The 13,786-nt window shown below is 76.3% G+C and carries 13 protein-coding genes and 2 riboswitches; of the genes, 6 read left to right on the forward strand and 7 right to left on the reverse strand.

What is annotated here, in order from left to right; translation table 11 throughout:
- Positions 1 to 25 precede the first annotated feature (25 nt).
- The gene (locus tag BIV28_RS09205) at positions 26 to 1,825 is read left to right on the forward strand and encodes a SulP family inorganic anion transporter (RefSeq protein ID WP_076261209.1); all 1,800 of its coding nucleotides are present in this window, start codon (positions 26 to 28) and stop codon (positions 1,823 to 1,825) included.
- Here BIV28_RS09205 and BIV28_RS09210 read toward each other — a convergent pair.
- The 7 genes from BIV28_RS09210 to BIV28_RS09240 form a co-directional block, all read right to left on the reverse strand.
- A complete protein-coding gene (locus BIV28_RS09210) occupies positions 1,792 to 2,757 on the reverse strand; it encodes a cobalamin biosynthesis protein (protein ID WP_076261210.1) in 966 nt (321 codons plus the stop codon). The two genes, BIV28_RS09205 and BIV28_RS09210, sit on opposite strands and share 34 nt — an antisense overlap.
- Positions 2,754 to 3,761 (reverse strand): uroporphyrinogen-III C-methyltransferase, encoded by a 1,008-nt coding sequence (cobA, locus tag BIV28_RS09215; protein WP_242652865.1) that lies wholly within the window; start codon positions 3,759 to 3,761, stop codon positions 2,754 to 2,756. The genes BIV28_RS09210 and cobA overlap by 4 nt, the downstream gene beginning before the upstream one ends.
- Entirely contained in the window at positions 3,751 to 4,821 is a 1,071-nt protein-coding gene (gene cobC, locus BIV28_RS20250; RefSeq protein WP_076261212.1) for an Rv2231c family histidinol phosphate aminotransferase CobC, read from the reverse strand. Before cobC ends, cobA begins: the two co-directional genes overlap by 11 nt.
- Positions 4,818 to 6,302, reverse strand: coding sequence for a cobyrinic acid a,c-diamide synthase CobB (locus BIV28_RS20255; RefSeq protein ID WP_242652866.1), 1,485 nt, complete (start codon positions 6,300 to 6,302; stop codon positions 4,818 to 4,820). Before BIV28_RS20255 ends, cobC begins: the two co-directional genes overlap by 4 nt.
- The gene (cobO, locus tag BIV28_RS09230; protein ID WP_207555875.1) at positions 6,299 to 6,910 is read right to left on the reverse strand and encodes a cob(I)yrinic acid a,c-diamide adenosyltransferase; all 612 of its coding nucleotides are present in this window, start codon (positions 6,908 to 6,910) and stop codon (positions 6,299 to 6,301) included. Before cobO ends, BIV28_RS20255 begins: the two co-directional genes overlap by 4 nt.
- Positions 6,910 to 8,976, reverse strand: coding sequence for a VWA domain-containing protein (locus BIV28_RS09235; protein ID WP_083707189.1), 2,067 nt, complete (start codon positions 8,974 to 8,976; stop codon positions 6,910 to 6,912). Before BIV28_RS09235 ends, cobO begins: the two co-directional genes overlap by 1 nt.
- Positions 8,977 to 9,040: 64 nt before the next feature.
- Positions 9,041 to 9,130, reverse strand: a riboswitch (adenosylcobalamin (AdoCbl) riboswitch).
- A gap of 56 nt (positions 9,131 to 9,186) precedes the next feature.
- Positions 9,187 to 9,957: a hypothetical protein gene (locus BIV28_RS09240; RefSeq protein WP_076261216.1), complete on the reverse strand. Its 771-nt coding sequence runs from the start codon at positions 9,955 to 9,957 to the stop codon at positions 9,187 to 9,189.
- Between the two features lie 177 nt (positions 9,958 to 10,134).
- On the opposite strand from BIV28_RS09240, the gene cbiE reads away from it, so the two are divergent.
- The 5 genes from cbiE to BIV28_RS09265 all read left to right on the forward strand — a co-directional run bounded on the left by cbiE (position 10,135) and on the right by BIV28_RS09265 (position 13,786).
- Positions 10,135 to 11,385: a precorrin-6y C5,15-methyltransferase (decarboxylating) subunit CbiE gene (cbiE, locus tag BIV28_RS09245; RefSeq protein WP_242652867.1), complete on the forward strand. Its 1,251-nt coding sequence runs from the start codon at positions 10,135 to 10,137 to the stop codon at positions 11,383 to 11,385.
- Positions 11,382 to 12,137, forward strand: a complete 756-nt coding sequence (gene cobM / locus BIV28_RS09250; RefSeq protein ID WP_076261220.1) for a precorrin-4 C(11)-methyltransferase — start codon at positions 11,382 to 11,384, stop codon at positions 12,135 to 12,137. Before cbiE ends, cobM begins: the two co-directional genes overlap by 4 nt.
- A 39-nt stretch (positions 12,138 to 12,176) precedes the next feature.
- A riboswitch (cobalamin riboswitch) is annotated at positions 12,177 to 12,362 on the forward strand.
- 29 nt (positions 12,363 to 12,391) lie between these two features.
- A complete protein-coding gene (locus BIV28_RS09255) occupies positions 12,392 to 12,589 on the forward strand; it encodes a CbtB domain-containing protein (protein ID WP_076261222.1) in 198 nt (65 codons plus the stop codon).
- Between the two features lie 7 nt (positions 12,590 to 12,596).
- Positions 12,597 to 13,367 carry a CbtA family protein gene (locus BIV28_RS09260; protein WP_242652869.1) on the forward strand — a complete coding sequence of 257 codons (771 nt, stop codon included), beginning with the start codon at positions 12,597 to 12,599 and terminating at the stop codon, positions 13,365 to 13,367.
- On the forward strand, positions 13,364 to 13,786 hold the full coding sequence (locus BIV28_RS09265) for a hypothetical protein (protein ID WP_076261226.1): 423 nt from the start codon (positions 13,364 to 13,366) through the stop codon (positions 13,784 to 13,786). Before BIV28_RS09260 ends, BIV28_RS09265 begins: the two co-directional genes overlap by 4 nt.

Here is a 13,786-nt window from a genome sequence, read left to right on the forward strand (position 1 = left end):
GGCGGCGCGCCGGTACGTTCGGAACGTGACGGCGGGCCAGCAGCGCGAGCAGCCCACGTGGGAGCGCGTGCTCCCCGGGATCGCCGTGCTGCGCCGGTACGAACGGGTCTGGCTGCGCGGCGACGTCCTCGGCGGCATCACCGTCGCGGCCTACCTCGTGCCTCAGGTCCTCGCCTACGCCGAGGTCGCGGGCCTGCCGGCCGTCACGGGGCTCTGGGCCGCGGGTCCGGGCCTGCTCGTGTACGCCGTCCTCGGCTCGTCGCGGCAGCTGTCCGTCGGGCCCGAGTCCACGACCGCGCTCATGACGGCGGCCGGGGTCGGTGCCCTCGTCACGGCCGCCGGCGGGGTCCTCGCGCGCGAGAACGCGGCCGCGGTGATGGCGGTCGCGGTGGGCCTCATCTGCGTCGTCGGCTGGGTGGCGCGGCTCGGGTTCCTGGCCGACCTGCTGTCCAAGCCGGTGCTCGTCGGCTACATGGCCGGCATCGCGGCGCTCATGGTCGTCAGCCAGATGGAGAAGGTCACCGGGCTGCACGTGGAGGGCGCCTCGTTCACCCAGGAGGTCGGCTACGTGCTGACCCACCTCGGCGACATCCACCTGCCGACCCTGCTGCTGTCGCTCGGGGTGTTGGCGACCCTGCTGCTCCTGCGGTGGTGGCGGCCGCTGTGGCCCGGCCCGCTCATCGCGATGCTCGGGGCCACCGTGCTCGTGCAGGTCCTCGGGTGGGTCGACCGGTTCGGCATCAAGGTCGTCGGGCCCATCCCGCAGGGGATGCCCGGCTTCCGCCTGCCCTCCCTCGCCGACATCGACGTGTGGACGCTGCTGCCGGCCGCCCTCGGCGTCGCGGTCGTCGCCTACTCCGACAACGTCCTCACCGGCCGGGCGTTCGCGACCCGGCACCGCGAGTCCATCGACAGCAACCAGGAGTTCCTCGCGCTCGGCGGCGCCAACGTGGCCACCGGCCTGCTGCAGGGCTTCCCGATCAGCTCGAGCGGCAGCCGCACGGTCATCGCCGACGCCATGGGCGCGCGCACCCAGCTGCACTCGCTCGTGTCGCTCGTCCTCGTCGTGGCGACGCTGCTCTTCCTCGGGCCCGTCATCGCGGCCTTCCCCCTCGCCGCGCTCGGCGGTGTCGTCGTGTACGCCGCCATCCGGCTCGTCGACGTCGCCGAGCTGCGCCGCATCGCCCGGTTCCGCCGCAGCGAGCTCGTCCTCGCGCTGTCCACGACGGCGGCGGTGCTGCTCTTCGGCGTGCTGCCGGGCATCGGCGCCGCGGTGGCCCTGTCGGTGCTCGACCTGGTGCGTCGCATCGTCCACCCGCACGACGGCGTCCTCGGCTACGTGCCGAACTATGCCGGGATGCACGACATCGACGACCACCCCGACGCGGTCCAGGTGCCGGGGCTCGTCGTGTACCGCTACGACTCCCCGCTGTTCTTCGCCAACTCCGACGACTTCGTCAAACGGGCGCTCGCCGTCGTCACGGACGCGCAGTCACGGGGCCGGGTCGAGTGGTTCCTGCTCAACGCCGAGGCCAACACCGAGATCGACCTCACCGCCGTCGACGCCCTCGACTTCCTGCGGGCCCGACTGGAGGACAAGAGGATCCGGTTCGTCATGGCGCGGGTCAAGGAGGACCTCCGGGCCTCGCTGGCGGCAGCCGGTTTCATCGACCGCATCGGCGCCGACGCCATCTACCCGACCCTGCCGACAGCGGTCGCGGGCTACGTCGCCGCCTACACCGCCGAGCACGGCGCGCCGCCGCCCGGGCTGCGCATCCCGCCGGTGCCGGCTCAGCCCGACCCTGCGGCGCCGGAGCCGGACTGACGCGAGCGCGCGGTCACCAGCGCCAGCAGCACGGCGGTGGCGAGGGCGCCGGCCGACACGCGTCGGGCCAGGCGCACGGCGGGGGCGATGTCGCCCTCCGACGCCGCGGGGCCGGTGCCGAGCGTGCCGCGGTCCTCGACGCGTCCCTCGTAGGAGTTCGACCCGCCGAGCTGCACGCCGAGGACGCCCGCGAACGCGGCCTCCACGACGCCGCCGTTCGGGCTCGGGTGAGCCGGGGCGTCCCGCTGGACGGCTCTCCAGCCGGCATGGGCATGCGCCGGTGTCGGTGCTGACGCGAGAGTCAGGGCTCCGGCGACGCGGGCGGGCACCCAGTTGGCGGCGTCGTCGAGCCGGGCTGCGGCCCAGCCGAACTCGCGGTATCGCTCGGACCGGTGGCCGACCATCGCGTCGAGGGTGTTGACGGCCCGGTACGCCAGCAGGCCCGGGACGCCGAGCAGGCCGCCCCACAGCAGGGGCGCCACGACGGCGTCCGACGTGTTCTCGGCGAGCGACTCGACGCAGGCTCGGGCGACTCCGTCCGCGTCGAGGGCCGACGGGTCGCGACCGACGAGGTTGCGCACCTGGACGCGGGCCGCCGGCAGGTCGCCGGCGCGCAGCTGTCCCTCGATCGTCGTCGCCTCGCGGGACAGGGACCGGCCGCCGAGGACGACCCACGTGGCGGCGGCGGTGGTGAGGACCTGCACGGCGCGATGCCGTCGGCCCGCCCGCTCCACGGCCGCCCCTGCCGCCGCCGTCAGGCCGGCGAGGACGGCTACGTGGGCGACGCCGCGGGCGCGGCTCCGGGCGTACGTGCGTCGCTCGAGCGCCGCTGCGGCGGAACCGAACCCGGCCACCGGGTGCCACCGACGCGGGTCGCCGAGGGCCTGGTCGGCGAGCCAGCCGAGGGCCAGGCCGAGGGCCCGGGCGCTCACCGCGGTGCGAGCACGTCGAGAGCGGCCACGGCGCCGACGACGGCGACCGCCGGCGCGCCGAGCCCGGCCTCCCGCGCGGCGGCGTCGATCCCGGACAGGGGCGCCCGCACCGACCGCATGCTCGGCAGGCCGGCGTCGGCGACGACGGCGGCGGGCGTGTCGGCGGGCAGCCCCTCCTGCACGAGGGTGTCGGCGATGGCCCCGAGCGTGGCGACGCCCATGAGCACGACGACGGTCGTGTTGCTCCGGGCCACCGCGCCCCAGTCGAGGGTGCTGCGCGGGTCGCCGGGCGGCACGTGCCCGCTGACGACGGTGAAACCTTGCACGAGCGCGCGGTGGGTCACGGGGATGCCGGCGAGGGCCGGGGCCGCGATGCTCGAGGACACCCCGGGCACGACGACGACCGGTACGCCGGCCACCGCGCAGGCCTCCGCCTCCTCGCCGCCGCGGCCGAAGACGAAGTTGTCGCCGCCCTTGAGGCGCACGACGTCCCGGCCCGCGAGCGCGTGCTCGACGATGACCTCGTTGATCCGCTCCTGCGGCGTGAAGGCCCCGCGCGGGATCTTGCCGACGTCGATGAGGACGGCGTCGGGGCGGGCGTGGCGCAGCGCGTCGAGGGGCGCCAGGCGGTCGTGGACGACGACGTCCGCGGCGCGCACGGCCTCGAGACCAGCCACGGTGAGCAGCCCGGGGTCACCGAGTCCGCCGCCGACGAGGGTCACGGTGCCGACGCGTCCGGGCGCGGCCTGCTCCCTGGTCGGCGTCGACGACACCGCGGGTCGCGCGCGCACGACGACGTCGAACCCGGCAGGGTCGGCCGCGGGGTCGAGGGTGACGAGGCCGCGGTCGACGAGGTCGCGCAGGGTCGCCTCGAGGGCCTCGCCGGGAGCGGCCACGGTGACCGTGGCGCCCTCACGCAGGAGCGTGGACACCGTTGCCGCCGTGGACGGATCGGTGCCCACGAGCAGGAGGCGGCGACCGCGGAACATCGACTCAGGCGACACGACGACTCCTCAGCTCGGACAGCGCGGACACGAAAGCCCGCGACGTCGCGACGTCCCTGACCGCGACGCGGATCCACGTGGGGCCCAGCCCCGGGAAGGTCTCGCCGCGCCGCACCGCGAAGCCCCGCGCCGCGAGGTCCTCGCGGACGGACGCCGGTCCGAGCGGCGAGGTGTCGACGAGGACGAACGGAGTGGCTGGTGTGCCGGCGACGGCGAAGCCCGCCGCGTCGAGTTCGGCCACGAGGACGGCCCGGTCGCGGCGGAACGCGAGCGCGGCCGCCTCGGCCTCGGCGCTCGCCCGGTCGGACGTGCAGGCGACCGTGGCGGCCAGCGCGGGCGTCGAGACCGACCACGGCGGCTGCACGGCGCGCAGCCGCGCCACGAGGGCCGGGTCGCCGACGACGTAGCCGGTGCGCAGCCCGGCCAGGCCCCACGTCTTGGTCAGCGAGCGGAGCACGAGGACGCCGTCGAGGTCCTCGCCGTGACCGAGCACCGACTCGGCCTCGCCGGGCACGGCGTCCATGAAGGCCTCGTCGACGACGAGCGTGCGGCCCGGCGCGCGCAACGCGAGGACGTCGGCGCGGGGGTGCAGAACGCCCGTCGGGTTCGTCGGGTTGCCGACGACGACGAGATCGGCGGCGCCGGCCCCGGTCCGCGACCGGCCGCCCGCGCGGTACGCGGCCGGGTCGAGGCGGAAGCCGTCCGCGGCGTCGAGCACGTGCCGGTGCACGTCGTGGCCCGCGGCTCGCAGCGCCGCCTCCGGCTCGGTGAACTGCGGGTGCACGACCGACGGTCGACGCACGTCGAGGGCCCGGGCCACGAGCGTGAACGCCTCGGCGCCGCCGGCGGTGGGCAGGACGGCCTCGACGGGCACACCGTGCCGGGCGGCGACCGCCTCGGTGGCGGCGGTGGCGTCGGGGTAGCGGCCGAGGTCGGCGAGCGAGCGGGCCACGACGTCGGCCAGCCACGGCGGGGGAGCGGGCAGCCGCACGTTGACGGCGAGGTCGACGAGGCCGGCCGCTACGTCGCGGTCGCCGTGGTGGTGCAGGTCGACGCTCACCGCCGGCTCCCCGCGGCGACCGGCGCGCGCAGGCTGGCGAACTCGTGCACCGACGCGGCGAACCTCGCCGCGAGGCCGGGGTGCCCGGCCCAGTGCGTGTGCAGGTACGACGCGTGCAGTGTCGCCCGCCCCGTGCCGGCGGGGTCGAGGGCGAACCCCTCGGGCTGCCCGTCGAGGAGCCAGGCCGCCTCGCCGGCGGCCACGTCACCCGCGTCGGTCGTCACCGTCGTGCGGTGGAACTCGTGGCCCGTGACGCGGTGGCCGGGCTCGGCGACGACCGACCCCACCGGCGCGACGGCCGACCGGTAGCCCATCGTCAGGCGCGGGCCCATCGAGGCGACGGCGGGCAGGACGCCGGCCATCCGGTCGCCGTCGAGGCTCTCGCACAGGTAGAGCAGGCCCGCGCACTCGGCCACGGTGGGCAGGCCGCCGAGCACGGCGTCGCGCACCTGCTCGAGCAGTGAGGTGTTGGCCGCGAGCGCCTCGGCGTGCACCTCGGGGAAGCCGCCGCCGAGGAAGAGCCCAGCGGTTCCGGCGGGGAGCGACGCGTCGCGCGTCGGGTCGACGACGACCGGCTCGAGGCCCGCCGCGCGGAGCAGCTCCTCGGTCTCGGCGTAGCGGAAGGTGAAGGCGCGGCCGCCGGCCACGGCGACGACGGGGCGCGGGCCGTCGGTCGCGGGTGCCCCGACCTCGGCGGCGGCGTCCCACGGCGTGCCCGTGAGGTCCGGGGCGGACCGGGCGATCGACAGGACCGCGTCGAGGTCGACGTGCGAGGCGACCCGCTCCCCGAGCCGCTCCACCGCGGCCGCGGCCTCGTCGCGTTCGGCCGCGGGCACGAGGCCGAGATGGCGCGACGGCGCCTCGATCCCGGCGTCACGTGGCAGCACGCCGAGGACCGCGACGCCCGAGGTCTCGACCGCCGACCACACCTCGCGCAGGTGCCGGCCCGACGCCGCCTTGTTGAGCACGACGCCGGCGACCCGGATCCGCGGGTCGAAGGTCGCGAGGCCGTGGACGATCGCGGCCGCGGTCCGCGTCGTGTTCGACACGTCGACGGCGAGGACGAGCGGGGAGGAGGTCAGGGCGGCGACGTGCGCCGTCGAGGCGAACCCCTCGGTGCCGAGCCGACCGTCGAACAGGCCCATGACGCCCTCGACGACGGCGACGTCGGCGCCCCGTCCGGCGTGCAGCAGCAGCGGCTCGACCCGGTGCTCGCCGCAGAGGAACGGGTCGAGGTTGCGCCCGGGGCGGCCGGTGGCGAGCTCGTGGTAGCCCGGGTCGATGTAGTCGGGGCCGACCTTGAGCCCGGCGACGCCGAGCCCGCGACCCCGCAGCGCCGCCATGAGGCCGGTCGCGACCGTCGTCTTGCCGTGCCCCGACCCGGGGGCGGCGACGACGAGCCGCGGCAGCCGCGTCGCGGTCGGGGGCGGCGTCGGGTCGGCGGTCTGGAGCCGTCCGAGCGCGGCGTCGAGGGCGCTCACCACTCGATCCCCCGCTGGCCCTTCTGGCCGTCGTCGAACGGGTGCTTGACCTTCGTCATCTCCGTGACGAGGTCGGCGAGGTCGACGAGGGCCTCCGGGCAGCGCCGGCCGGTGATGACGACGTGCTGGTGCCCCGGCCGCTCGGCGAGGGTGCGCACGACGTCGTCGACGTCGACCCAGCCCCAGTTCATCGGGTAGGTGAACTCGTCGAGCACGTAGAGGCCGTGGGTCTGCGCGGCGAGGCGGCGCTTGACCTCCTCCCAGCCCTCACGGGCCGCGGCGGCGTGGTCGTCGTCGGTGCCCTCCTTGCGGGTCCACGACCAGCCGCTGCCCATCTTGTGCCACTCCATCGGGCCGCCGACCCCGGCGTCGCGGTGCAGCTGCCCGAGGGTCTCGACGGCGGTCTGCTCACCGATGCGCCACTTGGCGCTCTTGACGAACTGGAACACCCCGACCGACCAGCCCTGGTTCCAGCCGCGCAGGGCCAGGCCGAACGCGGCGGTCGACTTGCCCTTGCCGTCGCCGGTGTGGACGACGACGAGCGGACGGTTGCGCCGCTGGCGGGTCGTCAGGCCGTCGTCGGGGACGGTGGTCGGCTGTCCGCGCATCAGGCGGCGCTCCTTCGCTGGGTGGAGGTGCGGGCGGCGTCGAGGATCGTCTGGGCGGCGACCTCGCCGACAGGCAGGTGCTCCGCCCCGAGGTCGGTGGCGAGGCGCGCGGCGAGGCCGAGGCGCATCCGGCCCGCCTCGCAGTCGACGACGACGGCGTCGACGCCCTCGTGGTGCAGCTGTTGGGCGACGCGGGTGGCCCGGGCGACGGCGTCGGGCCCGGCAGTGGCACGCCCGTCGGTGACGACGACGAGCAGCGGGCGCCGGCTCGGGTCGCGCAGGCGCTCGACGCGGAGGGTCTCGCGCGCCGCGAGCAGGCCCTCGGCGAGCGGCGTCCGGCCCCCGAACGGGAGGTCGCGCAACCGCGCGGCGGCGACGTCGACCGACCCCGTCGGCGGCAGGACGAGCTCGGCCCCGGCGTCGCGGAAGGTGACGAGGCCGACCTTGTCGCGCCGCTGGTAGGCGTCGAGCAACAGCGACAGAACGGCCGACGTGACGGCCTCGAGGCGGCGCCGCGCGGCCATCGAGCCGGACGCGTCGACGCAGAGCAGAACGAGGTTGGACTCGCGGCCCTGGAGCACCGCCCGGCGCAGGTGGGCCGGGCGCACGTGGAGCCGCGTGGTGGTGGCCGGGGCATCGTTCGCCCGGTCGGCCGCGGCGGCCCGGACGGTCGCCGGCAGGTGGAGCGGGCCGGTGGGCGCGGTCGTCTCCCGGACGCGTCGGCCGGTCGTCGTGACGGCGGCCGACCTCCGGCCGGCGGAGCCGTGGCCGAGGCCGCGGGCGGTGAGCAGGCGCGCGCGTGGTGCTCGGTCGGGCACCGACGCCGACCGCGCGGGCGCGCTGCCGCCGCCGGCCGGACGCTCTTCCCCCTCGCTGGGCTCGCCGGGGTCACCGTGCTCGGACGCGTCACCGTCCGGCGCGCTCCCCTCCCGCTGCGCCTCCGGGGGTCCGCCGTCGTTTCCCGGGCCGCCGCCGTCGCCGTCCCCTGGGTCCTCCGGCTCGTCGTCGCCGAGGAGCTGGTCGAGGAGGTCCTCGTCGAGGCCGGGGGCGTCGAAGGGGTTGCGGCGCCGGCGGTGCGGTAGGGCGAGGCGGGCCGCGGCGCGCACGTCGTCGCGGGTCACGACCGTGCGCCCGCTCCACGCGGCGTGGGCCACGGCGGCGCGGGCCGTGACGATGTCGGCGCGCAGCCCGTCGACCTCGAACCCGGCGCACACCTCGGCGATGCGGGCGAGCTCGGCGTCGGGCAGCACGACCTCGCGGACCCGCTCACGGGCGTCGGCCACCCGGCCCCTCAGTGCGTCCTGCTCGGCCTCCCAGTGGTGCGTGAACCCGGCGGGGTCGGCGTCGAAGGCCATCCGCCGCCGGACCACCTCGGCCCGCAGGGCCGGCTCGCGCGGGGCGGCCACCTCGACGGTCAGCCCGAACCGGTCGAGGAGCTGCGGTCGCAGCTCGCCCTCCTCCGGGTTCATCGTGCCGACGAGGACGATCCGGGCCGCGTGCGACACCGAGACGCCGTCGCGCTCGACGGTGCTGCGGCCCATCGCGGCGGCGTCGAGCAGGAGGTCGACGAGGTGGTCGTGCAGCAGGTTGACCTCGTCGACGTAGAGGATGCCGCGGTGCGCGGCGGCGAGCAGGCCCGGCTGGTAGGCGGCCTCGCCGCGGCCGAGCGCGCGCTCAAGGTCGAGGGAGCCGACGACGCGGTCCTCCGTGGCGCCGATCGGCAGCTCGACGAGCCGGGCCGGGCGCACGTCGGCGCCGGTGGCGTCGGCCGGGTGCGGGCCGTCGGGGCACGACGCGTCGGGGTCGGCGGGGTCGCAGCCGAAGCGGCAGCCCGGCACCACGCCGAGCGAGGGCAGCACGGCGGCCAGGCCGCGGACCATCGTCGACTTGGCGGTGCCCTTCTCGCCGCGCACCAGGACGCCGCCGACCTCCGGCGAGACCGCCGTCAGGACGAGCGCGAGGGCGAGGTCGTCGGAGCCGACGACGGCCGAGAACGGGAACGTCGGCGTCAGCGTGGGTGCCGCACCCCGTGAGGGGCTGGCGGGGTCGGTCGAACCGTCGCGCATGCGTGGCCTCCTGCGGGTGCCTCGCCCGCGTGGTCGTCCAGGACCGGCCCGGACGGGCACGGTCGGCGACGGAGGACGTCCTGGCTTCCCCGCAGGGCGGGGTTCACAGTGGCGGGACCGCTCCGGACTCTCACCGGATTCCTCTCCCGTCGCCACCGGGCAGTCTGCCAGAACCCCGCGCGCCCGACGTGCCGAGCCCGCGGGGAGGCGTCAGGCGATGCGGGGCAGCAGGCCGAGACCGACGTCGGTGGGCAGCGCGCCGACGATGGAGCGCCAGACCTGACCGGCCGAGGCGCCGGCGAGGAACTGGCCCTCGGCGTCGGCGTCGATGCGCAGCACCCCGGCCGGGGTGTCGAGCCACGCGACGCGTCGGGTCACCGTGGTCGGACCGACGGCCTGGGCGACGTCGATGCCGCACACCTGCCACCGGCCCGTACGCAGCGACGCCGCGACGACCGGCCACGCGGACGCGGCGCCGGCCAGCTCCTCGGCGGCGTCCTCGCGGGTGAGGGGGTCGCACGACAGGAGGGCGTCGAGGACGTCGGCGTGGACGCGCCCGCCGCGGCCCTCGAGACGCGGCCGCGACTGGAGGTCGGTGAGGCGCACGAGCGTCACGGCGAGGAACTCCGCGTCGACCTCGAGGAAGTCGTGCGTGCCGTCGCCCCGGTCGAGCAGCAGCGCGGACACGCGGTCGAGCCAGCCCTCGTGCAGCCGGGTGCCCTCCGGCGTCGCGACCTCGACCTCGAGGCGGGCGCACGGCTCCTCGACCGTGCCGAGCCCGGCCCGGACCGACGGGTGCGCGCGCCCCTCGACGGCGACGCCCGACGCCGCGAACGGCACCTCGGCGACGGCGTCGCCCGAGCGGCCGACGTGGTCGACGAGGGCGAAGAAGGTGTCCGCGTCGGCGCGCAGCCGCGCGGTCGAGGCGTCGAACTCGAGCGTGCCGATCGGTCCTGCTGCCTGCTGGTCGTCCGTGTGCATGCTGCCGCCTACCCTTGTCCCCCTGGGGCGTGGCCCCGTGCGATGAACTCGCCCCCGCGAGTGCCGTGCGAAGCAATGATGAGGCAAATCCTCCTCAAATGGACGGTTAGCGCCGTCGAATCTGCGCCGCACCACCGATTCCGTGGGATGCCCTCGGTCGGCGCTAGGGTCACCCGCGTGGTCGAGGAGAGCGTCGAGGTCATCGTCGAGGTGGTGGGGGTGGGTGCCGCCGGGCCGGCGTCGCTCGGGGCCGACGCGCGTCGGGTCGTCGACGGCGCCGAGGTGCTCGTGGGCGGGGCGCGCCACCTCGAGCTGTGCGCGGGGCTGGCCCCCGCCGCCGAGCGCGTCCCGTGGCCCTCGCCGCTGCTACCAGGGCTGCGCGGGGTGCTCGACCGCGTCCGTGGTCGTCGCGTCGTCGTGCTGGCGAGCGGTGACCCCCTCGTCTCCGGCATCGGCTCGACCCTCGTGTCGGCGCTCGGCCCCGACGCGGTCCGGGTCCACCCGGGTGTCTCGTCGGTGGCGCTCGCCCGCGCCCGGATGGGCTGGTCGGCCGAGGAGTCGGACGCCGTGACGCTCGTCGGCCGGGACCTCGACCGCCTCCGTCGCGAGCTCGCCCCTCGCCGGCGCCTCGTCGTGCTGACGAGCGGGCCCGACGCCCCCGGGCGCCTCTGCGCGCTGCTCACGGAGGAGGGGTACGCGTCGAGCCGCGTCACGGTGCTCGGCCACCTCGGCGCCGACGACGAGACGCGCACCGACGGCGTCGCCGGCACGTGGCCGGACGGCCCCGCTCCGGCGCTGCACCTCGTCTGCGTCGAGTGCGTGCGCGACCCCGGTGCCCGGCCCCGTTCGCTCGCGCCGGGCCTGCCCGACGACGCCTTCGACCACGACGGGCAGCTGACCAAGCGCGTCGTGCGGGCCGCCGCCCTCGCCCACCTGGCCCCGCAGCCCGGCGACGTCCTGTGGGACCTCGGGGCCGGCGCCGGGTCGGTCGGCATCGAGCTCGCCCGACAGCACCCGCGCAACCACGTCGTCGCCGTCGAGCGCGACCCGGTCCGCGCCGAGCGGGTGCGCGCCAACGCCCGACGCCTGGGCGTGCCCGGCCTCGAGGTCGTCGAGGCGCGCTCGGCCGACGTCCTCGACGACCTGCCCACGCCCGACGCCGTGTTCGTCGGCGGCGGGGCGAGCGCAGACCTGCTCGACCGGGCCTGGGCCGCGCTCGGGCCCGGGGGCCGCATCGTCGTCCACGGCGTCACCGTCGAGACCGAGCTGCTCCTGCACGACGCCCGCGCCCGCCTCGGTGGCGCGCTGACCCGCATCGCCGTCGAGGACCTCGAGCCGCTCGGCTCGCTCAGCGGGTGGAAGCCCGCCCGGGCCGTCGTCCAGTGGTCCGCCACGAAACCGGACCCCACCACCGAGGAGCCTGCGTGACCGTCCACTTCATCGGCGCCGGCCCCGGCGCGGCCGACCTGCTCACCCTCCGGGCCACCCGGCTCATGGCCGCCTCGCCCGTGTGCCTCTACGCCGGCACGTACATCGGCGCCGAGGTGCTCGCGCACTGTCCCGACGGCGCGACCCTCGTCGACACCCAGCACCTGTCGCTCGACGAGATCGTCGAGCGCTGCGTCGAGGCCCATGAGGCGGGCCACGACGTCGCCCGCCTCTGCTCCGGCGACCCGTCGATCTACTCCGCCGTCGCCGAGCAGACCCGACGCCTCGACCGCGCGGGCGTGCCCTGGGACGTCACGCCCGGTGTCCCGGCCTACGCCGCGGCCGCCGCGCTCGTCGGCCGCGAGCTGACCGTGCCCGAGGTGACCCAGTCGGTCGTGCTGACCCGGGCCCACCGCGACTCGACGGCGATGCCGCCCACCGAGGCGCTCACGAACTTCGCCCGCACCCGCGCGACGCTCGTGCTGCACCTCGCGATCCGGCACGTGCGGCGCCTCGCCGCCGAGCTCGTCGACGACTACGGCTCCGACTGCCCCGTGGTCGTCGTCGCGAACGCCGAGCAGCCCGACCAGCTCGTCCTGCGCGGCACCCTGTCCGACATCGCCGACGCGGTCGAGGAGGCCGGCCTGCGGCAGGCCGCCGTCATCCTCGTCGGGCACGCACTCGGCGCCCGCGACGCCGACGACTTCGTCGAGTCGCACCTGTACGGCACGCGAATCACCAACCGGCAGTGAGTGTTCGGGTGCCCTGATGGCGCCGCGACGGCTCGTGTGTCAGGATGCGACTGCCGCAGTGCACGGGAAGTCGGTGTGATTCCGACGTGGTCCTCGCCACTGTGACCAGGGAGCAAGTCCCCACCACCGCCACTGACGACCGCAGGTTCGCGCCGGGTCGCCGGGAAGGCAGGGGAGGAGCGTCGATCTGGAAGCCAGGAGACCGGCTGCGGCGTGATCTGTCCACGAGGCATGGAAGAAAGGGTCCATCCACCATGGCCACTGCTGCCGTCGCAACCCCCACCACCCGCGTCCACGTGCCCGTCTGGGCGTGGGCGCTGCTCGCGCTCGCCGTCTTCACGCTGTACCTCGTCACGCAGGAGAACGGCGCGCTGCTCAGCACGCCCGCTGCACAGGCGCTGCACGAGCTGACGCACGACGCGCGTCACGCCCTCGGCGTCCCCTGCCACTGAGGTGGGGGTGAGCTTCGGCTCCGTGCTCCGGCGCGGGGCCCTCTCCGGCGTGCTCGCCGGCCTGGCGTCCGCCGCCGTCATCTGGACCGTCGTCGAGCCGGTCATCCGTCGTGCCCTCGCGATCGAGGACGCTCGCGCCGAGCACGCCCACGGCGGAGGGCAGTCCGGTCTCGGGCTGCCTGCCTCGCTGCTCGCGCACGGCGGTGACGAGCCGCTCGTGTCACGCTCGGCCCAGGTCGTCGCGGGCGGCGTCACAGCCGTGCTCGTCGGCCTCGCCGTCGGCGTCGTGTTCGCGATCGTCTTCGCGCGGATGCGCGACCGCCTGCCCGGGCGCGGCGACCTCGGTCGCGCGCTCGTGCTCACCGCCGTCGGGTTCGCCGCGGTCAGCCTCCTTCCCGGGCTGAAGATGCCGGCCAACCCGCCGGCGGTGGGCGACCCCGACACCGTCGGGCAGCGCACGACCCTCTACGTCCTCGTCCTGTTGCTCGGGGTGGCGCTCGCGCTCGCGGTGCCGACGCTCGACCGCGCGCTCGCCGGACGCGTCGAGGCCCCGACCCGGTGGGCCCTCGACGTGCTCGCCGTCGTCGTCGGTGTCGGGCTCGTCTTCGCCCTCGTCCCGGGTACGCCCGACGTGGTGCCGGTCGACGTGCCGGCCGACCTGCTCTGGGACTTCCGCCTCGCGTCGCTGGCCCAGCTCGCGACGATGTGGCTCGTCCTCGGGGTGTCGTTCGGCCTGCTCATGGAGCGCAGCCGCGGGCCCGAGCCGGTCGCCGCGTGAACCGCACCGGCGAGCGGCTCTGCATCGTCCGCGCCTGCCGTGACTGCTGCTGCGGCTCATCGGCCAAGCACCCGGGCGTCGACCACGACGGGCTCCTCGCCCGGCTCGAGGTCGGCACCCGGGGGCGCGCCCGCGTGCTGCGCAGCGCGTGCCTGCTCGCCTGCGACGAGTCGAACGTCGTCGTCGTGACGCCGTCGCCGATCGGGCGCAGCCAGGGCGGGCGTCCGACGTGGCTGCGTCGGGTGCTCGACGAGGCGACGGTCGACGCCGTGGCGCTGTGGGTGCGCCGCGGGGGTCCGGGAGTTGTGCCGCCGCCCGCGGAGCTCGCGGGGGCGCTGTTCGCGCCGAACGCCCTGTCGGTGACCTACGCCCCGGTCGAGGCCGTGGCGGTCCTGGGGGCGGTCGGCTCGGGGGCGTGA

Source organism: Intrasporangium flavum (assembly GCF_001956915.1).
Classification (GTDB): domain Bacteria; phylum Actinomycetota; class Actinomycetes; order Actinomycetales; family Dermatophilaceae; genus Monashia; species Monashia flava.

Bases quoted from the DNA above. Each gene is read 5' to 3' on its own strand.
- cobO (WP_207555875.1), bottom strand. From the start codon at position 6,910: ATGCGCGGACAGCCGACCACCGTCCCCGACGACGGCCTGACGACCCGC.
- BIV28_RS09235 (WP_083707189.1), bottom strand. From the start codon at position 8,976: ATGCGCGACGGTTCGACCGACCCCGCCAGCCCCTCACGGGGTGCGGCA.
- BIV28_RS09255 (WP_076261222.1), top strand. From the start codon at position 12,392: ATGGCCACTGCTGCCGTCGCAACCCCCACCACCCGCGTCCACGTGCCC.
- BIV28_RS09240 (WP_076261216.1), bottom strand. From the start codon at position 9,957: ATGCACACGGACGACCAGCAGGCAGCAGGACCGATCGGCACGCTCGAG.